The sequence below is a fragment of the Pseudoalteromonas sp. SG44-1 genome, from assembly GCF_014164315.1.
Lineage (GTDB): Bacteria > Pseudomonadota > Gammaproteobacteria > Enterobacterales > Alteromonadaceae > Pseudoalteromonas > Pseudoalteromonas rhizosphaerae.
Genome location: NZ_JACJEW010000008.1, coordinates 86766 through 113042, shown reverse-complemented (window position 1 = coordinate 113042; position 26277 = coordinate 86766). Strand labels below are relative to the sequence as shown.

The following is a 26277-nucleotide window of genomic DNA, read 5'->3' as shown; positions in this document are numbered from 1 at the left end:
TCTCACTTGAGAGTATCTTACAGTAAAACATAAAGGAGTCGAGTGATGACCAGCGAATTAAAATATATGACAGGATTTGGCAATGAGTTTGAAACCGAAGCTCTGCCTGGCGCATTGCCTATTGGGCAATTTAGCCCGCAAAAAGTAAAATACGATTTATACGCTGAACAATTTAGTACCACCGCATTTACCGCGCCGCGTGCTGATAACCGCCGCACTTGGATGTACCGTATTCGCCCATCGGTTGTCCAAAGTGATTACAGCGCAATTGATAACGGTTTAATTCGCACCGCTCCAATTACCGAAGTCCCGACTCCACCTACGATGCTTCGTTGGGATCCAATTGATATTCCAACTACGCCAACCGATTTCATTGATGGTTTGATCACTATGGCTGCAAACGGCAGCGCCAATGGCCAAACAGGAATTGGCATCCATGTTTATGTAGCGAATAAATCAATGACTGATCGTTATTTTTATAATGCCGACGGCGAAATGTTATTTGTGCCTCAGCAAGGTCAGTTACTGCTGAAAACAGAATGTGGTAATTTAACGGTTAAAGCGGGTGAAATCGCAGTGATCCCGCGTGGCATTAAATTCCAAGTCGTTTTGCTCTGTGATACTGCTCGTGGTTATATCTGTGAAAATTATGGTCATGCTTATGTGTTAGCTGAGCGTGGCCCAGTGGGAGCCAACGGCTACGCTAACGACCGAGATTTTCAATACCCTGTTGCTGCCTTTGAAGATAAAGAAGGTGAGTTTGAGTTGGTTGCTAAGTTCAACGGTAATATGTTCCGCTGTGATATAGGCCACTCCCCTTTAGATGTTGTAGCCTGGACGGGCAACAGCGCTCCCTATAAATATGATTTAGCACGTTTTAATGTAATGAATACAGTGAGCTTTGATCATCCTGATCCGTCTATCTTCACAGTACTGACATCCCCGTCAGGCACAGAAGGTGTTGCTAATATTGATTTTGCAATTTTTCCTCCACGCTGGATGGTGGCAGAAAACACTTTTCGCCCACCCTATTATCACCGCAATATTATGAGTGAATTTATGGGCTTAATTGAAGGCGTGTACGACGCCAAAGAGCACGGCTTTGTACCAGGAGGCATGAGTTTACATAATTGTATGTCACCGCATGGCCCAGAAGCTGATGTATTTGAAAAGGCCTCTAACGCAGAGCTTGAACCGCAACGCTACGAAAATACCCTCGCGTTTATGTTTGAATCACGTTACGTTATTTCACCAACAAAATACGCATTAGAAGGCAAAGAGCGCCAACCTAACTACACTGATTGCTGGCGAACTATTAAAAAACACTACAGTGGCCCACAAGGATAATTGAACCATGAAACTTTATACATATTTTCGTTCATCTGCCGCATATCGCGTTCGTATTGCGCTTAATTTAAAAAATATTAAGCATGAGTTAGTAACTGTTAACTTACTAAAATCTGAGCAACAAGCACCTGAATACCTAGATAAAAACCCGCAAGGGTTATTACCTGCGCTGGAAACCAATGACGGTGTACTCGCACAATCGATGGCAATTTTAGAATACCTTGAAGAAACACACCCCGACACACCACTATTATTTGGTGATGCCTGGCAAAAAGCCCAGATCCGTAATTTATGTTATGCCATTGCCTGCGATATTCATCCTATTGATAACCTACGGGTACTGAAATATTTAAGTGGTGAACTTGGTGCTGACGATGCAATCAAAAATACCTGGTATCGTCATTGGGTAGAGGTTGGTTTTGAAAAAATTGAACAGCTACTTGATCATACAAATGAATATTGTGTGGGTGATAAACCTAGCCTTGCTGATGTGTGTTTAGTGCCGCAAGTATTTAATGCTTATCGTTTTAACGTCGATATGACTGCGTATCCGAAAATAGCAGCCATTTATGAACGTTGTAACAAGCTTGATGCATTTATTGATGCTGCACCACAAAACCAACCGGATGCAGCCTGATATTTTTTAATTACCCAACGCACTGTGTAGCACGGTTACGTGCTCTATCAGATCTAAGCCCAGATCGGTTAAGTAACCGCCATCTGGGCTATCTATAATACCTTTATCAAACAATCGTTGTGCCGCGCTTAATAAGCTTTCATCAGCATCACTATGTAACTTAATACCTTGCATTTTACTGGTTAATGGAAATTTTGCTAACAGTGTAAATTCGTCAATCATCGTTTGTTTAAATTGCATGTGTTCACCTTGTCTTTAGAAAATTATTTTTGTGGATTTTACCCTAACACATTTTATGGCCAAGTCACCCTAAAACCCTAAGTGGGCTGGTTTAAACGCATTTAATTGCAACTGAAACTAGTATTTTGGGGTAACTTAGGTATAAGCTTAGTGTAGTTATTTTTTAATGCAAAGGCTAAATATGCGAATTATAACGATTATAGGCATCTGTTTTATCAGTGTAATTTACTCGGCTAATAGTTTCAGTAATAATCAAAAACCAGCCTTGTTTCTTGACGCAAAAAATAAAGTTAGCGAGCAGCAACTCTGTTGGTTTGAAGATCAACGCTACAGTGAAGGTGCGATTATTTTAATGGCTAATGTGCGGGTGATCTGTGCAGCAAAAAACCCTCATCACAATAATAGCGCGTTAAATTGGTTAATGCTCAACGAGCAAAATGAAATTATTTACCCAACCGCCCCTAAAACAATTCGCGTTAATTAATAGAATTGGTATCAACGCACAGTTACGTTACAATAGCAGCGACTTTTATCAAGCAATAGTGACTTATGAATCAGCAAGCAAACAACCCGTTACATGGCATTACACTCGAACAAATAGTAGTAAAACTCGAGCAAACACTTGGCTGGAAAGCAATGGGTGAGCATGTTGATATTCGCTGTTTTAAATCTGACCCAAGTGTAAAATCGAGCCTTAAATTTTTACGTAAAACACCTTGGGCGCGTACCAAGGTCGAGCAGTTATACCTCGATAACTGTGTCGATGCACAACCGCAAAACAGCGGTTTTGTGTGGCCTAGTATTAAAAAGAAGTAACAGCCATTGCGCGTTATAGCTTATAACGCGCAACAAGTTCAGTTACTCGACCTGCTCTGCACAGATCACCGCCAGTGATTGCGGAGTAATTTCAATGATCAATTTATCAGCACTTTTAACTTCACCATCAAGTACATATTTTATTTCCTGAGTCGCCGATATTGCAACGCGGCGCGCATTGGTATGATGTGAATTAATCGCAAAATGTGCTTGGGTAATACTGCTAAATACCAGCTCAGCAATACTTAATACATTGGCTGATGCGTCTTGGTTTGGAGTGAGCCAATTAACATCGAGCAAGCCATCGTAATGATCTGGCTGTCCCCCACCTTGCGCTAGTAAAGTAGTAAAAGGTGCAGCATTAGCGACAATTAAACTATTGGTATGTATTTGCTGCGGCTCGTTATCATCTAGCTGTACGGTGAAATCTTGGGCTTTTTGTTCACCCAAAGCTTGCCAGAAGCCCTGTAAATATGCGAACTGACCAAGCTCATTTTTAGTATCCCGATCGGCTTTTTCAATCATGTGTTGTTCAAAGCCAATCCCTGCTAACAACAACATCAACTCACCATTGCAATATGCTGTATCCATTTGCTTGGTTTGCCCTTCAATAATCAAATCACATGCTACTTCCACAGGGATCAACTTTGACTTAATTCCCATTAACACATGTGCTAGAGCATTGGCCGTGCCAAATGGGATAATACCTAATTTACAGTCTGTGTTTACCAAAACACTTGCCACTTCTGCCACTGTGCCATCGCCGCCGCAGGCGATGATCATATCTGGTTTATCAGCTATCGCTTGTTTGGCCAACACAATCCCATTTTGCTCGACTGATGTGATCATCACTTTTAAGTTATAATAAGCAGATAAACGCGCAACAATTAAATGCTCTTTTTGCTGCCATAACTTAGTGCCGGAAACTGGATTAGCAATTAATACCGCTTTATTTTTGATTAATAACTCACCCTTTTTATGGCGTTTAACTAGTTGACGCAGTTGGTGTTTATTTAAATTAGCGGTTTCGCGTGTTTCTTTTATTTGCGCAAGCACTTGATGTACATCAGCCTCCTTATTTTGACTGAGTAAATAAGCCGCCATCACAAACACTGAACGACCACGACCCAACGCACAATGCACCACCACACGACGATTATCTTTAATATGATGGGCAATCCAGTTAATCGCTTGATTAAGCTGCGAACGTGTTGGGACTCGATGATCAAGCACTGGGATATTTAAATAGTTTATGTTTTCTTGTGTTGATGACCATTCAAGTCCATCAAATTCACAGGTTACATCTAAAATCGCGGTAATACCGTTATCTTTTAAAGTATCTATATCTGAAGGGAATAAGCGACAGGCTAAAAATAAGTGTTCGTTAATTTGTTGTAATGGCGGTACTTTATCGTGCTTTCGGCTCCACGCGTTATAAACTTGTGCCCCCAATAAAAAAGGTATGAAAGCCCAACGAATGTAAAACGGGATAACACCGTTTTCTCGTTTACGAAAAATTTTTGCAATATTAAAAAAATAGGCACCGCTTACCAGTAATAGAGATAAAGCCGTCCAATAGAATAGCAGCGAAAAATAGCTAGGACTAACCTGCCACCCCATAATGATAAATACAATTGCCAGTAATAAGTAACTTATTGCGGCCCACATAAACGCTCCTTTTGTCGTTAGTTATACCCAAACAGAAATGCAATCTATGCGCCACTAATAAAATTTCACAGAAATAAATATTCATATATATTTCATAGCATTAAGATATCAACTGATTAGTTTAGTGATACTTCCTGTGTTTACATACGTTATTTTTACACACCTTTGCAGCTAACTTACACAGTTGAAAGTATAGATTATTAAATAATTTAGACCATAAAAAAGCCTAGGTTATAAATAACCTAGGCTTTTTATAAAAACATATCGTTTAACTTTACACGTCGATTTTGGTTAACCAGCCATGGGTGTCTGGTGCTTTACCCCATTGAATATCGTTAAGGGCTTGGCGCAAACGCATTGTCGTTGGCCCTGCTTCACCACTGCCCACTTTGTATTCTTTATCATTATGAATAAAAGTACCCACTGGGGTTAATACCGCAGCAGTGCCAGATAAAGCAGCTTCAGTACCCGGTTTTGCAGCACGCTCAAGTAATTCAGTGACTGTAAAATTGCGCTCGGATACTGTCATACCTAAATCTTTAGCTATGGTTAAAATACTGCTGCGCGTCACGCCATGTAAAAAGGTGCTATCTAGCGCTTTAGTAATAATTTCATTACCATCAATTAAAATAAAGTTTGCGGCACCAGTTTCTTGTACATCACCGCCTGGGCAGAATAGAATTTGGTCGGCTTGATGTTGCAAGCGTGCTGCCGTAATGGGTGCTAATGCACTAGCGTAGTTACCACCACTTTTGATCATACCCATGTGCGGGGCACAGCGCATACCATCTTCTTCTAGTAATACTCGCAGCGCAGTCGCGCCACCAGCAAAGTAATCACCCACAGGTGATAATAGCACATACAATAATGAACTTAATGACGGCACAGCCGCTTTACCAATGGCAGCTTCAGTACCGATATGAGTTGGACGAATATACATAGAGCCCGGTGGTAACGGCGTTTCATCAGCATACTGGCGGACAATATCAATGATCATTTTTTCAAGCTTGGCTCCATCAACTTCAGGTAAGCTTAATAAATGCGAGCTTTGTTTCATGCGGGCAATGTTAGCGTCCATGCGGAAAATATAGACTGAGCCGTCTTCATGGCGAAATGCTTTTAACCCCTCAAAACATGTACTTGAATAGTGAAGAACATGTGCACCAGCATGAAGTTCAATTTTATCTGACGGAACAACAGAGCTTTCGCTCCAAGCGTTATCAGTAAAACGTGCTTGAATCATCTGCGGCATAAATACGGTACCGAATGCGGCCATTTTAATCTCTCTTATGTGGTCTACTTTTACCCCATTGTATGACATTCATGCACTGTTTAACCATAACTAAAACAAGGCATTTATTGGAAGTAACAGGATTTTTTGCAATTTCGTCAGTATTTAACTTTGGTAGGTCCTATTATTCTGCTTTGCGGCGTCATTTCCAGCTCTCTAAACGATGAATGTAGGACTGCAGTCTCAGATATAAAACTGATCGCCGCAACTTGATAAGCCGTATTTTACTGCTAGGCTAACTGGTGGAAAAGCATGAAAATAATGATAAGCACCCATCATTTAGTTGGTTTTTTGCATCCATTTTACATCATCATACGTTTACTAACTGACAATAATAATAGGAACTCTATGGAAACCGACGAATTATTACCTCTACTAAGTGCAACCGCGCAGGGCAATAAACAGGCATTTGCTAAATTGTATAATGCCACAAGCGCAAAGCTGTTTGCGATCAGCTTAAAAATGTTAAGCAATCGTGCTCATGCCGAAGAAGCGCTGCAAGATGCATTTGTGAAAATTTGGCACAATGCATCTGATTATCAAGTAACCAAAGGCACAGTGATCAGCTGGATGATCAGCATTGTTCGTTATCGTAGCTTAGACTCTTTGCGCTATCACAAAGTGCGTAAAGAGCAATCCTTAGATGACGACTCTGCAATCTCAGATGATTTAACTGACTCACCTTTAGCTATTGATTACGAAGATAAAAGTAAACTCGTTGATTGTATAGAGCAACTAGATGAACAGCAAAAACAAGCGATCCACTTAGCCTACTACAAAGGCTTGACTCACAGTGAGTTAGTTGATCATATTGATACTCCGCTTGGCACAGTAAAAAGCTGGATCAGACGCGGCCTGCAACAGTTGCAAAGGTGCTTAACGTTATGAATTATGACAATCAAAAACTCATCGATATGTTGGCGGCTGAATACGTGTTAGGGACCTTAAAAGGCTCTGCTCGTAAACGCTTTCAACGTTTAATGCTCTCATCAAATCGTGTTCGAGAAGCAACCTGGATGTGGGAGCAACATTTAAATAATTTAGCCAGCTCAATCAAATCTGTGCCGCCAGATAGCCACGTTTGGGAAGCAATTTCACAGCGTATTGACCCACAGCAAGCAGTGGTACCAAACAATGTTATTCAACCTAAAACAAGTATTTGGCAAGCGTGGTCGTTAATTGCTACCGCAGCAAGTATCGTATTAGCTTTGATTATTTGGCAGCCACAAACGCCTGTCGGGCAAAACACTCAGCAAATTGCGCTGTTTAAAGATGCCAGCGAAAAACCATTATGGTTTATCGATATCAACGAACAAGGTTTATCAATAAAAGCCAGCGACAAATTGACCGCCAGAACTGATAAGGATTATGAACTGTGGATGATATTAAAAGGTCAAGATGCACCTATTTCGTTGGGCCTTTTACCAAAAGATGGCGTTAAATCGCTATTAAAAGACTCACGTTTCAACGCGCAAGATATCGCATTACTTGCCATAAGTTTAGAACCTATTGGAGGCTCACCAACAGGCTCTCCCACCGAAGTACTTTACACAACTGAGTTAATTTTACTGTAAGTAAACCAACAACACGCAATAAAAAGCCAGCAAAAGCTGGTTTTTTATTCCATTAAATTCAACGAGGTAATTTTAAATATACATTTCATTAATATTTTTTACTTTTTATTGCATCCAATGGTAATTGCTTTGCGTATTAGTAGTGACCACTATCTAAAACTAAAGGACAAAGTCATGAAAGCTTTAACTCCCTCAATATTAGCAGTTGTAGTATGTAGTACCTTAGTAAGCGTCCCATCAGAGGCGTCAAGTCACCGTGAAGCTCCAAATATCAGTCGCTTCCCGACTTTAGATTCAACAGATTTTTATGCATTTAACAGTTATGAACAAGGCCGTGGTGATTATGTCACCCTGATTGCAAACTATATTCCATTGCAAGATGGCTATGGCGGACCTAACTATTTTGCCATGGATCCTGATGCAACCTACAGCATCCATATTGATAACGATGGCGATGCGATTGAAGATATTAGCTTCGCCTTTAACTTCAAAAGTATGCTGCCTAATGACAATCAAGGTGTTGCATTAACCGTTGGCCCTGAAGGCAACCAACGTACTGTTGCTGTACCACTCAAAAATGTTGGTGGTGTTGCAGCTGGCAATAATGCCGCAGTTAACTTTAGCGAATCATACACTATGACGATGATCGCTGGTGATCAGCGTACAGGTAGCAAAACCATGCTAACTAATACCATGACCAGCAGTAATGAATTCCACAAGCCACTTGATTATATTGGCGATAAAACGTTTTCATCAATGGATGGTTATAAAAGCTACGCAGCGCAATTTGTATATCAAGTAGCGCTCCCAGGCTGTGACGGTATGGCAAAAGTATTTGTTGGCCAACGTAAAGACCCATTCGTAGTGAACCTAGGCAAAACCTTTGACTTAGTGAACTATGTGCCGGTAGAAGGCGACAGTGCGCCGGGCGCAGGTGATGGCGCGGGCTTCCCTGGAGGCATTACACAATCGGCAGATAATGATGACTTAGCAGATAAAAATGTGACCGCAATTGCTATCGAAGTACCTAAAAGCTGTGTAGTTGGTAATGGCAACGGCACTATTGGTACATGGACTACAGCAAGCTTACCGCAGGCGCGTATTCTAAACCCGAATGCTAAATTTGCTAACAATGCAGTAAACGGTGGTGCGCTTACTCAAGTATCTCGTTTAGGTAATCCACTTGTTAATGAGTTGGTAATTGGTTTAAAAGACAAAGATACCTTCTCAAGTTCACAGCCTAAAGACGATGCTCAATTTATTGATTATGTTACCCACCCTTCTTTACCAGAGCTTTTAAATATTCTGTTTAAAGATGCGGTTAATACCACCTTAGGGGCAAATCTAGCGACCCTTGCACCAACGAATTTTCCACGTAATGACTTAGTAACTGCATTTCTAACTGGTTTCCCGGGCGTTAATCAATTAGCCACTGTTACAGGTGCTGAAATGTTACGTTTAAACACAGCAATTGCAGCTAAAGCACAGGCAGATCAATCAGCATTTGGTGTTGCTGGTGATGATTTAGCCGGTTTCCCAAATGGCCGTCGTCCTGGTGATGATGTAGTTGATATTGCGCTACGTGTGGTAATGGGTCGCTTATGCTACCCAATTCCAGTAAATGGCACAAATACTGATTTAGGCCTGTGTACATCTGATGATGCCAGTGTAGGTAACGTACCATTTACCGATGGTGCACCAGTGAACGCTACGATGATGGATGCAAGCTTTCCATATCTAGCAACTCCACTTGCAGGGTCTAAATAAGGAGAACACTCATGCAACATTTTAAATTATCACATCTTGGGTTATTGCTTGCTGCGCTTACACTCAGCGGCTGTAGCAATGATGACGACCATAACACCGTCGAGATACCACCGATGGTAAATAAAGCACCTACAGCAACAGCTGATATGGTAACCACACAAACCGAAGTTGTAATTGAAGACATGCTACAAGGTTCTGATCCTGAAGGAGATACTCTTACCTTCAGTCTGGTTACTGAGCCAATGCTAGGCATGGTAGTGGTTAATAGTGATGGTAGTTACACCTATACGCCGAACCTTGAAACTACTGGCTCTGATAGCTTTACCTTTGCAGTCAGTGATGGGGTAAACAGCCAAGTTACTGCGATGGTTGATATCACTATTGAAGCACTTGAAGTCGATTTTGCACAACTAGGCCGTGCAGCATTTAACCAAGCGGCTACCGATAAGCCACTGAGTGTGAACGGCCGTACATTCACAAATGCGGATGAAAATGCCACATTTGACGATTTGTTAGGTAACAACTAAATCACACAATAATACTTGCAGGCCATGGATGGCCTTTTTAAGGAGAATGCTATGATCACCCGTGCTTTTACTTACCTTTGTTTATTGATCTCAGTTAATGCAGGGGCTGAACCTTATACGCCAGCAGATGACGAGATCATCGCAAAAGCCCGCGCAATAAATACCGCACACCTTAATCAAGACGAATTAATGACGTTACTGATAAATAGCCAACAAGTAGGTCAAACTGAGCTTCGCCAAGGCTTATTAAAAAACCAGTTACAGCAGCGCTATGCGCAATCTCCCACACCACAAATTGGCTACATGTATGCACGCGTTTTACAACGTGAACATCAATTTTCAGCAGCCTTAGCAATCACCGATGCAGTACTAAAACGCGATCCTAACCATGTTAACACCCATCTATTACGCGCCAATATGCTAATGGTTCAAGGTGACTTTAAAGCCGCTAAACAACAATGCTTAAAACTCTTGGGTCTAACAGCAATGGATGTAATTAATACCTGTACATTTGATGTACTAAGCCAAGACGGTCAATTAGCACAAAGTTATCAAAGTTTAGCGAACAGTATTACAAGTAATAAACAAAGCGATGATACCCGCCATGTATTGGCTGAAATGGCACTGAGACTCAATAAACCCGATGAAGCGCTCGCTCATATCCAGTCATTGCCATTAAAAACAGCCCCCGTCAGCCTTGTAGTGTTATGGGCAGATATTTATTTAGCGCAAGGGAATTATCAAAAAGTCCTAAACACTTTGCCTGCACTGGTAAATGATCAACAAAATTTAGAAGATGCCTTGTTGCTGCGCTTGGCAATTGCAGAGCAACACTACAACGATACCTCGCTGAAACAATGGCAAAATTTAATGGCGCAAAGAGTGGCGCTGCGTGAATTACGTCAAGACCGTTTTCATGCCAGTGATTTAGCTCACTATTATTTAGACATCAATAAACAGCCAGAAAAAGCCCTATACTGGGCAAAAATAAATTGGCAACAAGCTAAGCTTGATGCCGATCAGCAATTACTTACACGTGCGCAAGGAGCCTCTTTATGAACGCATTTGTAACTGCGTTTTTTTGTAACCTGTGTTTATTTTTCATGTTACAAGGAACAGCTCAAGCACACCAATTAAGTACCAGCTATATTAATTTAAACGCAACCGATGACAGCCATTTTACGGGTAGTTGGCAAATCAACGTTGCCGATTTAGAGCAACAGGTGGCGTTTGATTTAAATCAAGATGGGGCTATCGCATGGCATGAGATCAATGCAAAACATAGCGCCATAAGTGATTTTGTCCTGACCTCACTGACAGTAACATCAGCGGACAAGCAAGCATGTACGCTTACCAGCGACGCTCCGTTGCAGCTTGATACTCATTTTAATCAACCCTATGTAGTTGTTCAATTGCAATTATCCTGCCCAGCTCTGGACACCAACCACAGCGCCATAGCATTTCATTATCAGGCATTTTTCGATACTGATGCCAATCATAAAGCAATTGTCACTATCAATGATCAAACTCGTGTGATGAGTAAAAATAATACCCTTCAAACTTTTGATTTTACTAAAAGCAGTTACCTCACCACTTTTAATCAATATGTTTACCAAGGAGTGCTGCATATTTGGCTCGGACTTGACCATATCTTATTTTTAATTGCATTGTTGCTTACCTGTGTATTAGTAAAAAAATCAGCAAAATGGCAAGGTGTAGAATCAAAAGTCACGATCTTCAAACACACCGCATGGATAGTTACCGCATTTACTTTGGCGCATTCAATCACTCTGACCGCCACTGCAATACAATTAGTTACACCTAACAGTCGCTGGGTAGAACTGGGGATCGCTATATCTGTGTTGTTTGCAGCTCTTAACAATATTTGGCCATTAGTTGTGCGTTTAGGCTGGGTCACATTCGCCTTTGGTTTATTACATGGCATGGGCTTTGCGAGTGTATTAGGTGAATTAGGGCTATCCAGTGACTATCAATTACTCAGCGTGCTAGCATTTAATTTAGGTGTAGAGATAGGCCAACTGGCTATATTAGCAGTTACATTACCAGTCCTTATTTGGGCAAGAAACTATCACTGGTATCAAAAATGGGTGATGCCTGCAGGCTCACTCGCCATCGCGATCATCGCGGTGCAGTGGTCAATAGAACGGATTTGAGGGTATTGATTTATAGCTGAAATCAACAAATTAATTGTAAAATTCACTGTGTAAGTTGCTATCATTGAATCCTTAAAGGATCATCTCTATGTACAAAACGTTGAGATATTAAACAATGGTTTTAGGAGTAAGGGAAATATATGCAGTGGTTAAAACCAATGCCATTGGTTGGGCACTTTATAACGCTTGAGGTGTTAAGCTTACATCATATAGATGAATTAAAACATGCGGTGCTTGATGGAGAGTCTTGGAAATTATGGTATGCCAATGTTCCTTCGCCAGAACAAATGCACAGTTATGTTGAGCGGGCAATTATTGAAGCCAAAAACGGCAATAGCGCCTTCGCCGTAAGGTGTAATAGTAGCCATAAAATAGTTGGCACAACTCGATTCTATAACGTAGACGCACAGCATCAGCGCGCATTACTAGGCTACACATGGTATGCCAAGGCTGTACGAAGAAGTCCTGTAAATACTGAATGTAAACTTTTGATGTTGAAGTATTTATTTGATACTCACAATGCCATTGCAGTTGAGTTTAGAACACACTTTTTTAATCAACAGTCGCGAAAGGCAATTGCAAGGCTAGGCGCTAAACAAGATGGTATTTTACGCAGCCATCAAATAACAAGAGATGGATCGATTCGCGATACTGTTGTTTATTCAATTATTGCATCAGAGTGGCCAGCCGTGAAGAATCATTTACTGAACAAACTAAAATATACTTAACTTATAATTTAAGGTTTGCGCTTTAAGCCCCAAAATAACGCAGCAAAGAGGATTAAACGACACCTCTTTGCGGTTAAGGCCTCGGCTCTAATTAGAACGGTATAAGCAACACCCGCATTGCCGGGCGAAGCGCTAATAATAGCGTGGCTTTATCAACATGTGGATTAAGGGTTTTGCGTATGGTGATCCCATTTATCATTGCAAACATCACTTCGATACGGCTTTCAAGTTCAGTTGCACTAAGATCTTTTATCAAACTGCGTTCACTCAATAAAAGATTTCGCATTTTCTCTCTGGCGTAACAATCAGACTTTCGCAACTGCTCTGCCACTTTATCGTTGCGCGCAGCTTCAGCGAACATCTCTAAATCGAGTGCTCCTTGGTTTACATCAGTATGATGTTCCACTGCATAGTCTAGACCATCGAGTAGAATCGTTACTAAGTCACCAGGTTGATCTTCATACTCCTGAAAAATAGAGAACAGCTTTTCCATATCCTGTTCTATAATCGATTCAATGATCGCTTCTTTACTAGCAAAGTAATTGTAAATATGTCCTGCGCTCATCCCTGCGGTCTTTGAGATCTCGGCCATTCCTGCGCCATGATAGCCTTTTCGTCTAAAACAATCGGCCGCAGCACTAAGCACTTGCTCACGGCGTGCTTGCACAAGTGCAGGGTCGGTTTGTCTTTTAGATTTTTCTTTCATAGTAACTCCGAAAAGCGCTGCTTTTCTTTAACCTAATAATTATCACTAGCTTATATGCCCTTTTACATCAACTTTGTCAGTTGCCACAAAGAACTTAATAAACTAGTGATAAACTATATAGTGGTGCAGCCTAGCGGCTATTCACTCTGTTGAGCCGATCGTTGCCAACCGCCTCCAACCGCTTTATACAAACTAATTTGGCTCGTAATATAGGCTTTTTTACCGCTAATGAGTTGTTGCCCTGCACTGTACCAATTACGTTGTGCATCCAGCACTTGTAAATAGCTATCGGCGCCTTTTTCAAAGCGAGCTTCAGAGAGTGTAAACGACACTTGATTACTGTTATACAGATCTTCAAGCGCACTTAGCTGCTGCATATAGCCTTCCCTATCGGCAAGCGCATCAGAGACTTCTTTAAATGCCTGTTGAATCGTTTGTTCATAGGTAGTTAGCGCAATCTGTTGTTGAGTTTGCGCAACATCTAAGTTTGCTTGATTACGACCCATATTAAATATCGGTATCGTGATCGATGGCATAAAGCTCCAAGTGCCAGTGCCACTTGAAAACAAATTATCTAGATCACTCGACGCACTCCCTGCATTAGCCGTTAAGCTAATGCTCGGAAAAAATGCCGCCTTCGCAACACCGATATTAGCGTTAGCAGCTAATAACTGAAACTCTGCTGCTTTAATATCAGGACGTTGCTCAAGTAACTCGGATGGTAAGCCTACAGGCACGGTCGGGAAATTTAGTACTTCATCTAAACTCTCAACAGGTAACAACTGCGCTGAAACCGGCTGACCGACTAATAAATCAAGGGCATTTTTATCACGCTTTAACAAGCGCTGATAGTTAGCAATATCAACTTTTGCGGTGGCTACAGTGCTCTCAATTTGTGCCAACGTTAACTTTGATGCCGCGCCAAGTGCATAGGTTTTTTCGGTTAACGCCAGTGATGCCTGCTGACTTTTTAGGGTTTGCGTAGCAAGCGCTAACTGCTCTTTATCAGCAGCGTAATTTAGCCACACACTTACCAACTCAGAAATTAAGCTAATTTTTACACTCGTTTGAGTTTGCTCTGACGCGTACAAAGTTTGCAGTGCTTGATCAGATTGATTACGAATTTTGCCCCATATATCGAGCTCATACGCGGTCATCCCCACGGTAGCTTGATAGCTATCGCTAATTTGTGCATTACCGGTTGACGTTAAGTCTCCCGGTAAGCGCTGACGCGTGCCCGACGCAGCAAAATCGATTGACGGATATAAGGCAGAGTCTTCGATTTGATAAAGCGCACGAACTTGCTGCACATTAAGTGCGGCAAGTTTAAGGTCTTTATTATGAGCTAATGTTTGTTCAATCAAGTGTTGCAACTTTTCATTCGCAAAAAACTGCTGCCATCTTAAATCAGCCGTATTACCTTGTTCGCTCTGTATTGCGTAGCTATCAGGCACCGGCAACACGATATCTTCACGCGGAGGTGCCATTTGGCAAGCACTGAGCACAAATATGCTTAGACTCGCTAGGCTTAACGTTTTGAATGTCATTATGATTACTCCTGTGTCACAGTTTTATGTTTACCTGGAAAAACTCTGCGCACTAATACAAAGAATAACGGTACAAATATCACAGCCAATATTGACGATGCGAGCGTGCCACCTATGACAGAGATACCTAGAGCATTTTGTGCACCAGAACCAGCACTTGATGCAATAGCTAAAGGTAGAACGCCACAAATAAATGCCATAGAAGTCATTAAAATTGGTCGTAGTCGTAGCTTAACAGAGTTAATTGCAGCATCCACCAGCCCCATGCCTTCATCCATTTTATGAATTGCGAACTCAACAATCAAAATGGCATTTTTAGACGCCAGTCCTATGGTAGTCAACAAGCCTACTTGTAAGTAAATATCATTTGATAAGTTACCTATAAAGGCAGCCATTGCAGCGCCAAATACGCCTAAAGGAACAATCATCATTACCGCAGCAGGCACCGACCAACTTTCATACAATGCAGCTAAGCACAAAAATACCACTAATAACGACAACGCATACAATAATGGCGCTTGACCACCACTTAAACGTTCTTCATACGAAATACCAGTCCATTCAAAGGCAATCCCGGTTGGTAACTGGCTAACCAATTTCTCCATTTCATCCATGGCTTGACCGGTACTATAGCCTGGCGCTGCTGCACCTTGAATTTCCATTGCCGAAAAGCCGTTATAGCGTTCAAGACGCGGCGAACCATAGGTCCAGTACGACTGAGCAAACGCGCTAAATGGCACCATATCGCCATTACTATTACGTACATACCATTTATCTAAATCTTCCGGCACCATACGAGACTCTGGCGTACCTTGTAAAAACACTTTTTTTACTCGACCACGGTCGATAAAGTCATTCACATAGCTACTACCCCACGCGGTAGACAAAGTACTATTGATATCTGCTTGGGTCAGCCCAAGTGCTTGCGCTTTTGCTAAATCAATATCTAGCTCCAGTTCTGGCTTATCTTCTTGACCATTAGGGCGAACGCCTGCTAACACAGGACTTTGTGAAGCCATCCCTAGTAACATATTTCGCGCTTCGAGTAATTTGTCGTGACCAAGCCCAACCCTATCTTGTAAAAACAAGGTAAAGCCATTGGCAGTGCCAAGCTCAACAACCGCAGGTGGTGGGAAAGCAAAAACAAAGGCTTCTTTAATCGTAGAAAAATAACCCATCGCTTTGCCTGCAACTGCACCAACCGATAAATCATCGCGTTGACGCTCATCCCAGTGTTTTAAACCAACAAAACCAAGCGCTGCATTTTGTCCAGAGCCTGCGAAGCTAAAGCCAGTTACACTAAACACAGAACGAACAGCTTCAGACTGATCTTCTAGGAAATGTTTTTCCATTTTCTCAACGACTTTTAATGTCTGCTCAGTGGTTGCTCCTGCTGGTAAACTTACTTGATTGAACAAAATACCTTGGTCTTCATCAGGTAAAAATGCTGAAGGGAGTTGTGAGAAAATATAGATCATGCCGCCAACAATTAAGCCGTAACACAATAAATAGCGCTTACTTTGCTTGATCATACGGCTTACAAAGTTTTGTGCGCCGGTGTTGGTCTTTTCAAAGCCGCGGTTAAAGCCCATAAAAAAGCGACCAATAAATGATGAGTTATTATGTACGTGGCTCGGTTTTAACATGGTTGCACACAGTGCTGGTGTTAAAATAAGTGCCACTAAAACAGATAAACTCATAGCAGTTACTAAGGTTACTGAGAACTGACGATAAATAACCCCTGTCGAGCCTGCAAAGAACGCCATTGGGATAAATACGGCCGATAACACCATAGCAATACCAACTAGTGCACCTTTGATTTCATCCATCGATTTTCGCGTAGCTTCAAGCGGTGAAAGTTTTTCTTCGGTCATCACCCGCTCAACGTTTTCAACCACCACGATGGCATCATCAACTAACAAGCCAATGGCCAGTACCATAGCAAACATGGTCAAGGTATTAATTGAATAACCGAGTACTTGCAGCACAGCAAATGTACCCAATAAAACCACAGGCACTGCAATAGTAGGAATTAGAGTTGCTCTAAAGTTTTGTAAAAACAAGTACATAACTAAAAACACTAACACCACGGCTTCGATTAATGTACTCACTACTTTTTCAATTGATAATGATACAAACGGAGTGGTGTCGTAAGGTACAACACTGGCTAACCCTTCAGGGAAAAAAGGCTCTAGTTCAGCCAATGCAGTTTTAACACCCGCAGCAGTATCAAGAGCGTTTGCACCACTGGCAAGTTTAATACCTAAACCTGACGCTGGTTTACCATTAAAGCGCGCCACAACACCGTAGCTTTCACCGCCAAGTTCGACTTTTGCGACATCGCCTAAGCGAACTACAGAACCATCCTCATTGTTTTTGACAAAAATATTGCGAAATTGTTCTGGTGTTTGTAAGCGACTTTGCGCAGTCACAGTGGCATTAAGCTGCTGCCCTGAAATCGCAGGTAAAGCACCAAGTTGACCTGCCGATACTTGCGCATTTTGAGCACTAATAGACGCACTAATATCTGCAGGAGTCAGTTTATATTTTTGCAGCATACTAGGGTCTAACCAGATACGCATCGCATACTGTGAGCCAAATAACTGCACTTCACCTACGCCATCAACGCGCGACACGATATCTTGCACATTGGATGCAACATAATCACCAATGTCGATATTATTCATGCTGCCATCTTCAGAAACAAAACCAACAACCATTAAAAAGTTACGTGCAGATTTAGCTACTGATACACCTTGGCGTTGCACTTCTTGTGGCAATAACGGGGTTGCCAAGGCAAGTTTATTTTGCACTTGAACTTGTGCAATATCTGGGTCGGTATCAGCATCAAACGTTAGTGTTAAAGTTGCCGAGCCATTTGATTCCGAGGTTGATGACATATACAACAAGCCATCTAACCCTTTCATCTTTTGCTCAATAACCTGCGTAACAGTATCTTCTAACGTACGTGCGGAAGCACCTGGATAATTAGCTTGGACACTAATTGCCGGAGGCGCAATAGACGGATACTGAGCAATAGGTAGCGCTTTAATTGCAAGTATACCCGCCAACATAACAATAATGGCCAGTACCCATGCAAAGATAGGCCGGTCGATAAAAAATCGTGACATTAAAATGCTCCGTTATTGAGTTTTAGCAGCTGAGTCGGCAGGCACTGCATTAACAGGTGCGCCCGGTGCTATTTTTTGTAAACCTTCAACAATCAGTTGATCGCCGTCGTTCAAGCCACTTGTCACTAACCAGTTAGCACCTACTGTGCGGTCAGTTTTTAATACTCGCGCTTCAACAGTATTGTCTTTACTCACCACCATCGCTGTAGGCTCACCTTTGCTATTACGACTCACACCACGTTGTGGTACTAAAATAGCATCAGACTTAACACCTTCAACAACCACAGCTCTGACGTACATACCTGGTAATAATAGCTTTTCTGGATTTGGAAATTCTGCTCGTAAAGTCACTGAGCCAGTGCTTGGATCAACAGCCACTTCAGAAAACTGCAAAGTGCCAGTGTGCGGATACACTGAGCCATCTTCCATAGTGAGTTCAACCTTTGATTGCGCAGTAAGATCTTTGTCAAGCTCACCATTGGCAATCGCTTTTTTCAAGCGAGTCAACTCACTACTTGACTGTGTAAGGTCAATATAAATTGGGTCAAGCTGAGTGACGGTTGCTAACACGGTTGCTTGATTAGCACTTACCAGAGCACCTACGGTCACGTTCGATTTGCCAATTTGACCACTAATAGGTGATGAAACCTTACTATAGTTAAAATTGATCTGTGCGGTTTTAAGCTGCGCTTGAGCCGTTAATAAATCAGCCTGGGCGCCTTTATAGCTTGCGTCGGCTTCATCAAAATCTTGTTGGCTGACCGCTTTTATTGCTAGTAACTCAGAATAACGATCTGATTTAGCCTTTGCATTAGCAATGCTTGCTTGTGCCTTACTAATAGCGGCTTTACTGGTTGCCACTTGCGCTTCAAATGTAGCTGGGTCGATTTGATATAAAGCCTGACCTTTTTTAACTTCAGCACCTTGAGTGAATAAACGTGATTGAATAATACCGCTTACCTGAGGACGAATCTCCGCCACTTGAGACGCAGTTACTCGTCCAGGAAGCTCCTTAGTAAGTGTTAATGGTTGGCTTTTTAATGTAATTACGCCAACAGGAGCTGGCTGCGAAGCAGGCGCATTCGCCTGCTGAGTTTGATCGCAACCGGATAAAGCAACTGCACTTGCCAAAGCGGTGACAGTAAAAAGAACGACGCGAGAACGCTGCATGTTAACTACCCTTAATTTAGAATGAACGATCATTCTAAATTAAATTATTACATTTTCCAATGTTAATTGAGAATTATTTTTAAAAGATCTAAGAGCATGTAAAGTGATGTAAAAAGACTTGACGGTGAGCTAAAAAACAGAACAACTCGATTGCTAATTGCAGGTACAAAAAGAGTTAATTTTATCTTTAATGAGCATAACAATGCAGATGCAGTAAACATTAAAAGTAGTCATTTTGAACGTCTGGAACTAAAAGCGACACAGCAAGCAGATGTTCAATCATCGGTTGTAAGATTTGAGGGAAAATGGGTAGCAATATATCCAAATTGGTGTTGTTGACAATTTAACACATTACTTTGTCATTTAAAGAAGAGCTACTGTGAGTAACAGTAGCTCTTCATCAAAGCATCATTGAATCGTCGTAATATTAACGCTAAGTCGTTCAATTGCACAGCCATAACTGCTTGGACTTATTCTCTGATACTGGGTATTTTTGCTGGCATTTAAAGTCACTATAAACTCATCTTGCTGACCTACCGCTGACTGCTCATTAGCTAAACACATTGCTTGAGTAAGCGAGCGCAATTTAGCATCAGTGAGTATGTTATTAAAACGCTGCATTGGCAAAGGCGGTATTTTAATTGCAGGCAAAGCACTGTCTATAGTACGTTGGTTTAATTGGTAGCCTTGCGGTGTTACATCAATAATCGCACCAGCTGGCCAAAATGAATAATCAAAACTGTATTTATCTTTGCCCTTATTTAAATGCACAACCCCATGCTTACCTAGCACTGTCACAATCGTACTCTGTTGTGATTTTATGAACACTAAAGCTGTCGTTTCATCAACACCAAAGCCATACTGTTGCCCTGTTTTTGCAAGCAATGTCGCTAAACGCACAGTGCGATTTCGCTCACTAAAATGGGTGTCAACTATACCTGCACTAAAGCTGCCCAGCCCACCATTAGTTTGATAGGTTAATGTATCTGCGCTTAGCCCTTGATTACAATCATCTTCACAACGTTCACTCGGTGCAGAAACTGCGTGCGCACCATCACGTAATGCAGCTAAACTAGTGCCATTAGTGATCATAGCAACACTACCAAACTGGTTACTGCCGCCACTTTGAATGGCTGTGCCTGCACTTGTACCTACCAATAGCGGACGTGAACGTATAGCATCGGTCCATGGATACGGCTTGCCCGTATCATCAAATAACACTTTTCGAGTTAAACTTTGATCGCCACCATTGAGCATAATACCTGTTGCTGATTCGATTTTTGCAACTAAATTATCAACACCCGCGTCGCATAGTTGTTGCTCAGCTTGAATACGGTCAGGATAGATTTTGTGGCGATTAAACACCTGCATGTTTTGCTGGCGAAATTGCGCTAGCTTTTCACATTGCCCAGTTGTGATTGCTTGCGCTAATGCCGGAGTTAATGCCAGCCATGAACTTTTAATACGATCAAAATCCAGTAAGCCTTCGTAAAAGTCAGCCGATTCATAAGGGTCGCGACTCGATGCTGTGATAGCTAATAAGCTCGGCTGTTTACTATTTACTTTAGCTGTTGCAGAAATAAAATTAACTATATCATTAGCAGCCGGCTCATTATTTTGTTTACTTTGCACCGTTTCTTTTATGCGCTGGCCTTTAGCATCAACAACCGCCACTTCCAGCATATCAGTGACAAAGTTATATTCTCGATCAGTTAAATTATTGAGCGAGCGGCTATCTAAATCCCGCCAAGCCCATAGCAAAGACCCTTTATCGATAAGATTAGGCTGTTGCTTGGCAATTTTTGATAAAACCCGCAAGGTTTCATTGCGATTATTAGTACTATCATCAGGCCATTGGCTTTTTATTTCTTGTAGTGCTTTGCCCGTCAATTGAAATTGATTCGCTTTTTTTCCTATTAATGATGTTTTTTCAATGCAATTTTTAGGACTAAAACTTGAACAAGTCGTTAATGCACCACCAATTAACAGCAAGGTTTGCTCAGTTTGACTTGCAGATATATTCGCCGAAAAAGCGGCCATTACCAGTGTAAAAGCAGCAAAAAAACCACATTTAGAGCTCTTTGTAAGATGTTCCCGAAAGTTTTCCATAATGTTATACTCATGTAAAAAATGATAAAAAATAGCTTGCAGTAAAACTTTATGCTTGCTATAAAAATAAGGAACTTTTAAATCGCGAGTAAGCTAGCACCCAAATACTAGCTTTGTCAAAAACCTTTTGGATTGGAATTATGTTTAAAAACGCAACATCGCTGTGTACATATTTCTACTCTCCTCACTACCTTTCGGAGTGGTTTGACGAGTAGCCACTACCTCACATTCTCTGTGAGGGGCTAACTGTGTCTATCGATCACGGCCCTGTCTAAATAATCAAAAAATAAGCACTGTGCAGTACACCTGTGCTTAAAATAAAGACAAAGGTAAACCAATATGTTTCGTCAATTAACTATTGCAACGGCAATAAGCGCAGTGCTTTGCCCAACTTTTTTGTATGCGCAAGAAAACACTAAAGCTGAAAACATTGAACGAGTAGAAGTCACCGGATCACGTTTAAAAGGCGTCGATCTTGAAGGAACGATTCCACTAACGGTATTAGACCAAGATGCCATCAAACGCTCTGGCGCCAACACGATTCACGAATTACTAAAGGATTTATCCGTGTTCAAAGGTGGTAGCGGCACTTTTTCCACTTCAGAAAGCGGTGGCACGTCCACCTCAACACCTGCGGGACAATCTGCGGCAAGCCTACGTGGCATGGGCCCATCAGCCACATTAACACTGATTAATGGTCGCCGTGTTGCGCCCAGTTCATTTGCCGCTGGCACGGAAAACTTTGTCGATGTGAACTCAATTCCACTTGCAGCTATCGAGCGTATTGATATTCTTGCAACCGGTGCATCAGCGGTTTACGGTGCAGATGCCGTAGCAGGTGTAATTAACTATATTTTAAAAGATGACTTTGAAGGCGCTGAAGTAAATGCATCCTACGCAAATAGCTTTAACAGTCATGATGAAGGTAAAAAACAACTTAACCTAGTATACGGTACAAACATTGGTGAGAGTAACTTAACGGTTTTTGCCGATATTTTTGACCGTAACGCCTTTAAAGCCACCGATCGTGATTTCACTGCATCATCACCACTGGTGAATAGTTATTCGTACTTACCAAAACTTGAAAACGCGCCAAATATTTATTATTACAGCTCGCGTGATGGGAATGAATTGCCAGCGCCAAATTGCCAGACTGAATTAGTTACAACTGAATTTGGTGAAGACATTTGTGCCTATTACCCAAATCAAGACGATTATCTGGATACGCCATTTGAGAGTCTATCGACTGGCTTTATGTTCAATAGCAGCTTAGGCGGTCTTGATTGGCATACTGACTTTTTCTATAGCCAAACAAAGGCAAAAGCGTACTCGTCACCCTCACCGATTAATCAAATAAATGATGAAGATGGTCCTTTCATTTTAGAAGATGCGCTGTTCATTTATGATAATGCAGATGGCAGTAATGATTTGATGGATCAAGTGTTTATTGACCCATTTGAATTTGATACGCAAGCTGGCCGCGAAGTTTACGGCTTTGGCTTTGATGCGCGTTTTAATGCCCCACGTACTGTCGAAGTAGAAACTAAAAACTTCCGCTTAGTGAGTAGCCTTGCAGGTGATGTTGGTGACTGGAGCTGGGAGTCAGGCGTAACCTTTTCTCGCTCAAGCTCTGAGCAAGAAGCCATTGATGGTATTTACAATCGCTATCAATTTCATGCCGCCATTACTGGTGAACTATGCTCAGACGGTACATTAGCAAACTACGACGGCGCAAACCTTAACTGTGTATCAGGCGATTTACTGCCATTTTATAATCCATTTGTGCAAGGCGATGCCGCCAACGATGCGGTTTTAGCAACGGCACAGGCACGTCCAACACGCAGTGGCGAAAGCACCGTATACGGCTGGGATGTAAACTTTAACGGTGAGCTATTCACCTTTAATGATTTACCCGCTTATGCATCATTTGGAGTTGAAGCTCGCCGTGAAGAATTAACTGACATTCCATCACTTGACTCGCAAGCACGCCCTGAAAACGGCTACTTAGTGGATGTATTTGGTTTTGGCTCGAGCTTATCAGAGGCTGATCGCACTCAATACGCGGCGTTCGCAGAAATAAGTGTATCATTGACCGATCAAGTTGAGCTACAGGCGGCAGGACGTTACGATCATTATGACGATTTTGGCGGCACCTTTAATCCAAAAATAGGCTTAAGCTATCGTCCTAACGACTCGTTAGTGTTACGTGGCTCATGGTCTACGTCATTCCGTGCCCCTTCTCTTACGCAAGCTGGTGTTAAATTAAGAACCACTCAATCAACCTTCGATTGCGGTGCTAACCAAGCAGTATCTGATCTTTATTGTATGGGCCAAGGAACAGAGGTAAGTGTTAACTCACTCGAGCTTGGAAATAAAAATCTTAAAGCTGAAGAATCAGAAGCTATTAGTGTTGGTTTTGCTTGGAGCCCAAGCGCTGATACTAACCTAACCGTTGATTACTGGCAGTTTGATCACGAAGAAGTGATTGATACTAATATGACTGCGGTGCTAGATCGTGCCATTACTGATGCATCACTGCGCCATTGCGGTATTGTCCCAGAAGGTCAACAAGGTATTTCTTACGATAATGAGCTATGTGATATCAGTGACAATAGTGGTTTAAGTATCGAGCAAGATGGTGCCAACCTAAATGAAATTTTAGATAACTATATTACCGAGTTTAACCCACGTGATGATGAACTATTTTTACCATTATTTCGTGACCATGTTATCCCACTTGAAAATACCGGCACACAAACATTAGCAGGGATTGATATTAAGTTTGATCACCGTTTTAGGCTTTCAGGTGGCGATTTAACTTTTGCATTTGATGGCACGCACTATCTTGAATTTGAGCGCAGTAAACCAGGGTCTGATGCCATTGAAAAGTTAGTGGGTACATATCGCTACCCTGAAAACATCGGTCGTATGTCAATCGATTGGGAAGCTCAAAGCTACTACCTAAACCTTGGCGCAAATTACACCAGCAGCTATGATGATGACATTGAAGGACTTCGAGGCCGTGAAATTGATGAACTGGAAAGTTTAGGTAAACTTGACTCACAAGGTAATCATCAAGTTGACGATTGGCTCGTATGGGATTTATCTGCAGGTTACTACGTAAATAAAGCCCTTACCTTAAGAGCGCGCATTGATAATATTTTTGACAAAGAGCCGCCACAGCTATACGGCTCAAGTCGTGGTTTTGATTCTATAAACCATAATGCTTATGGCGCGCGTTATACATTTAGTGTCAGCTATCGTTTCTAAAAATTATACGCGCCGTGCTAGTCGCTGTGCGTAACACCATCCAAATTGTGCTAAGTGGCTTTGCTTTGTAGAGTAAGGTCACTTATTCAAATAAACTTCGTGTTAAAATAAGCAGGTGTGCGGCTTAGTCTAAGCAACCTATTTCTTTGCGAAAAGTGAAATTATGAAAAACAAACAATTTACTATGCCTGATGCAAGTATCATCTTGTTATCAGTTGCATTAATTGCCTACTTGGCAACCTTGTTTATTACTCCTGGGATGTTTAACGCCCAAAAAGATAGCCACAGTGTTGAACTTTCTCAATACCAAACAGTGGCTGTAAGCGAGCAAACGCCGCTGTTTGCTGAAGGCGGTGAAATTGGCCTGGCAAATGTGTTGTTTGAAGGTTTAGTATCGGGTGACAAGTACGGCGCAACCATCGGTGTCATGGCATTTATATTAATTACCGGCGGCGCGTTCGGTATCATTATGAAAACAGGCGCAATTAATAACGGTATTATGGCGCTTATCAATAAAACTCAGCGAGTTGAATGGCTGTTTCTACCATTATTATTTGTGTTATTTTCGTTAGGTGGCGCAGTATTTGGTATGGGCGAAGAAGCCATTGCTTTTTGTATTGTGTTGCTACCGATCATGAAACAGCTCGGCTATGATGCCAAAGTAACGGTTTTAACTACGTATGTTGCCACACAAATTGGCTTTGCAACGTCTTGGATGAATCCTTTTAGTATTGCAATTGCACAATCTATTGCTGAAATACCGGTTTTTTCTGGTGCTGGCTTTAGAATGATCGCATGGGTTGTGTTTACACTATTTGGTTTATTTTTTACTATACGTTATGCCAACTCGATCAGAACCATTAACACCGCGCAAAGCGACTCCCATACTGATATAAAATTAGATACCGCCGATAAACTTATCTTGATTACTTTTATAACGGGTATTACTTGGGTTGTGTGGGGTGTGATGGCGCGCCAATACTATATTCCAGAGCTCGCAGCACAGTTTTTTTGTATTGGTGTGATCAGTGCTTTTATAGCCAGTATTTTTAATAAACAAACAGCTAACCAAAGTGCTGATGCATTTAAACATGGCGCACAAGAATTGTTGCCCGCAGCCATGTTAGTCGCTCTTGCCAAAGGGGTGGTATTATTACTTGGCGGCAGTGATTTAAATGCACCGTCAACCTTAAATACATTACTTTATCATAGTGCTAGTAGTATCGCTGCGGTACCAGACTTTGTTGCGGCATGGGGAATGTTATTATTTCAAAGTGTGTTTAACTTTTTTGTTTCTTCAGGGTCCGGCCAAGCCGCTATCACTATGCCACTGATGTCTCCATTAGGCGATTTACTCAATGTCTCACGACAAATTGTGGTATTAGCTTTTCAGTTTGGCGATGGCTTAACGAATATATTCATTCCAACCTCAGCCAGCTTGATCGGTTGCTTAGGTATTGTAAAGCTTGATTGGAGCGAATGGGCAGCCTTTATTTGGCGTTTCACTTTAGCATTATTTACTTTAGCAAGCGGCTTCATATTTCTTGCTTATTTTATCAATTATCAATAAAAAGA

General features: G+C 41.7%; 21 protein-coding genes. 13 read left to right on the top strand and 8 right to left on the bottom strand.

Annotated features, from left to right (window positions below; all coding sequences use genetic code 11):
• The first annotated feature begins 45 nt into the window (after window positions 1-45).
• A complete protein-coding gene (hmgA, locus tag H5187_RS05895) occupies window positions 46-1347 on the top strand; it encodes a homogentisate 1,2-dioxygenase (protein ID WP_182739508.1) in 1302 nt (433 codons plus the stop codon).
• A gap of 7 nt (window positions 1348-1354) precedes the next feature.
• Entirely contained in the window at window positions 1355-1984 is a 630-nt protein-coding gene (gene maiA / locus H5187_RS05890; RefSeq protein WP_182739507.1) for a maleylacetoacetate isomerase, read from the top strand.
• 6 nt (window positions 1985-1990) lie between these two features.
• Here the strand turns inward: maiA and H5187_RS05885 are convergent, their stop codons facing one another.
• Complete coding sequence (locus tag H5187_RS05885) at window positions 1991-2224, bottom strand: TIGR02647 family protein (RefSeq protein WP_145234371.1); 234 nt, start codon at window positions 2222-2224, stop codon at window positions 1991-1993.
• Window positions 2225-2405: 181 nt separating this feature from the next.
• Between H5187_RS05885 and H5187_RS05880 the strand changes: the two genes are divergently transcribed.
• A complete protein-coding gene (locus H5187_RS05880; RefSeq protein WP_182717587.1) occupies window positions 2406-2708 on the top strand; it encodes a DUF1496 domain-containing protein in 303 nt (100 codons plus the stop codon).
• 65 nt (window positions 2709-2773) lie between these two features.
• Window positions 2774-3040, top strand: a complete 267-nt coding sequence (locus H5187_RS05875; RefSeq protein ID WP_145234376.1) for a VF530 family DNA-binding protein — start codon at window positions 2774-2776, stop codon at window positions 3038-3040.
• A 42-nt stretch (window positions 3041-3082) separates the two neighbouring features.
• On the opposite strand, the gene H5187_RS05870 is transcribed toward H5187_RS05875, so the two are convergent.
• Both H5187_RS05870 and H5187_RS05865 read right to left on the bottom strand, forming a co-directional pair.
• Window positions 3083-4708, bottom strand: coding sequence for a diacylglycerol kinase family protein (locus tag H5187_RS05870; protein ID WP_182717588.1), 1626 nt, complete (start codon window positions 4706-4708; stop codon window positions 3083-3085).
• Window positions 4709-4982: 274 nt separating this feature from the next.
• A complete protein-coding gene (locus H5187_RS05865) occupies window positions 4983-5984 on the bottom strand; it encodes a branched-chain amino acid aminotransferase (RefSeq protein WP_182717589.1) in 1002 nt (333 codons plus the stop codon).
• Between the two features lie 363 nt (window positions 5985-6347).
• Here H5187_RS05865 and H5187_RS05860 point away from each other — a divergent pair, with 363 nt between their 5' ends.
• The 7 genes from H5187_RS05860 to H5187_RS05830 all read left to right on the top strand — a co-directional run bounded on the left by H5187_RS05860 (window position 6348) and on the right by H5187_RS05830 (window position 12769).
• Window positions 6348-6887: a sigma-70 family RNA polymerase sigma factor gene (locus tag H5187_RS05860; RefSeq protein ID WP_149980373.1), complete on the top strand. Its 540-nt coding sequence runs from the start codon at window positions 6348-6350 to the stop codon at window positions 6885-6887.
• Window positions 6884-7573: an anti-sigma factor domain-containing protein gene (locus tag H5187_RS05855; RefSeq protein ID WP_149979977.1), complete on the top strand. Its 690-nt coding sequence runs from the start codon at window positions 6884-6886 to the stop codon at window positions 7571-7573. The genes H5187_RS05860 and H5187_RS05855 overlap by 4 nt, the downstream gene beginning before the upstream one ends.
• Window positions 7574-7747: 174 nt before the next feature.
• Entirely contained in the window at window positions 7748-9340 is a 1593-nt protein-coding gene (locus tag H5187_RS05850; RefSeq protein ID WP_182797640.1) for a DUF4331 domain-containing protein, read from the top strand.
• An 11-nt stretch (window positions 9341-9351) separates the two neighbouring features.
• Window positions 9352-9867, top strand: coding sequence for an Ig-like domain-containing protein (locus tag H5187_RS05845; RefSeq protein ID WP_182730771.1), 516 nt, complete (start codon window positions 9352-9354; stop codon window positions 9865-9867).
• Between the two features lie 51 nt (window positions 9868-9918).
• Window positions 9919-10926, top strand: coding sequence for a hypothetical protein (locus H5187_RS05840; RefSeq protein WP_182739506.1), 1008 nt, complete (start codon window positions 9919-9921; stop codon window positions 10924-10926).
• Complete coding sequence (locus H5187_RS05835; protein WP_182739505.1) at window positions 10923-12041, top strand: HupE/UreJ family protein; 1119 nt, start codon at window positions 10923-10925, stop codon at window positions 12039-12041. The genes H5187_RS05840 and H5187_RS05835 overlap by 4 nt, the downstream gene beginning before the upstream one ends.
• A 140-nt stretch (window positions 12042-12181) precedes the next feature.
• Entirely contained in the window at window positions 12182-12769 is a 588-nt protein-coding gene (locus tag H5187_RS05830) for a GNAT family N-acetyltransferase (RefSeq protein ID WP_145234394.1), read from the top strand.
• Window positions 12770-12860: 91 nt separating this feature from the next.
• Here the strand turns inward: H5187_RS05830 and H5187_RS05825 are convergent, their stop codons facing one another.
• The 5 genes from H5187_RS05825 to H5187_RS05805 all read right to left on the bottom strand — a co-directional run bounded on the left by H5187_RS05825 (window position 12861) and on the right by H5187_RS05805 (window position 21432).
• A complete protein-coding gene (locus H5187_RS05825) occupies window positions 12861-13475 on the bottom strand; it encodes a TetR/AcrR family transcriptional regulator (RefSeq protein WP_182717593.1) in 615 nt (204 codons plus the stop codon).
• Window positions 13476-13612: 137 nt separating this feature from the next.
• The gene (locus tag H5187_RS05820) at window positions 13613-15022 is read right to left on the bottom strand and encodes an efflux transporter outer membrane subunit (protein ID WP_182797639.1); all 1410 of its coding nucleotides are present in this window, start codon (window positions 15020-15022) and stop codon (window positions 13613-13615) included.
• Between the two features lie 5 nt (window positions 15023-15027).
• Window positions 15028-18153, bottom strand: a complete 3126-nt coding sequence (locus tag H5187_RS05815; protein WP_182717595.1) for an efflux RND transporter permease subunit — start codon at window positions 18151-18153, stop codon at window positions 15028-15030.
• Between the two features lie 12 nt (window positions 18154-18165).
• On the bottom strand, window positions 18166-19323 hold the full coding sequence (locus H5187_RS05810) for an efflux RND transporter periplasmic adaptor subunit (RefSeq protein WP_182739500.1): 1158 nt from the start codon (window positions 19321-19323) through the stop codon (window positions 18166-18168).
• Window positions 19324-19731: 408 nt separating this feature from the next.
• The gene (locus H5187_RS05805; RefSeq protein ID WP_182739499.1) at window positions 19732-21432 is read right to left on the bottom strand and encodes a cyanophycinase; all 1701 of its coding nucleotides are present in this window, start codon (window positions 21430-21432) and stop codon (window positions 19732-19734) included.
• 339 nt (window positions 21433-21771) lie between these two features.
• On the opposite strand from H5187_RS05805, the gene H5187_RS05800 reads away from it, so the two are divergent.
• A complete protein-coding gene (locus H5187_RS05800; protein ID WP_182783534.1) occupies window positions 21772-24702 on the top strand; it encodes a TonB-dependent receptor domain-containing protein in 2931 nt (976 codons plus the stop codon).
• A gap of 163 nt (window positions 24703-24865) precedes the next feature.
• A complete protein-coding gene (gene yfcC, locus H5187_RS05795) occupies window positions 24866-26272 on the top strand; it encodes a putative basic amino acid antiporter YfcC (RefSeq protein ID WP_182717600.1) in 1407 nt (468 codons plus the stop codon).
• Window positions 26273-26277 lie beyond the last annotated feature (5 nt).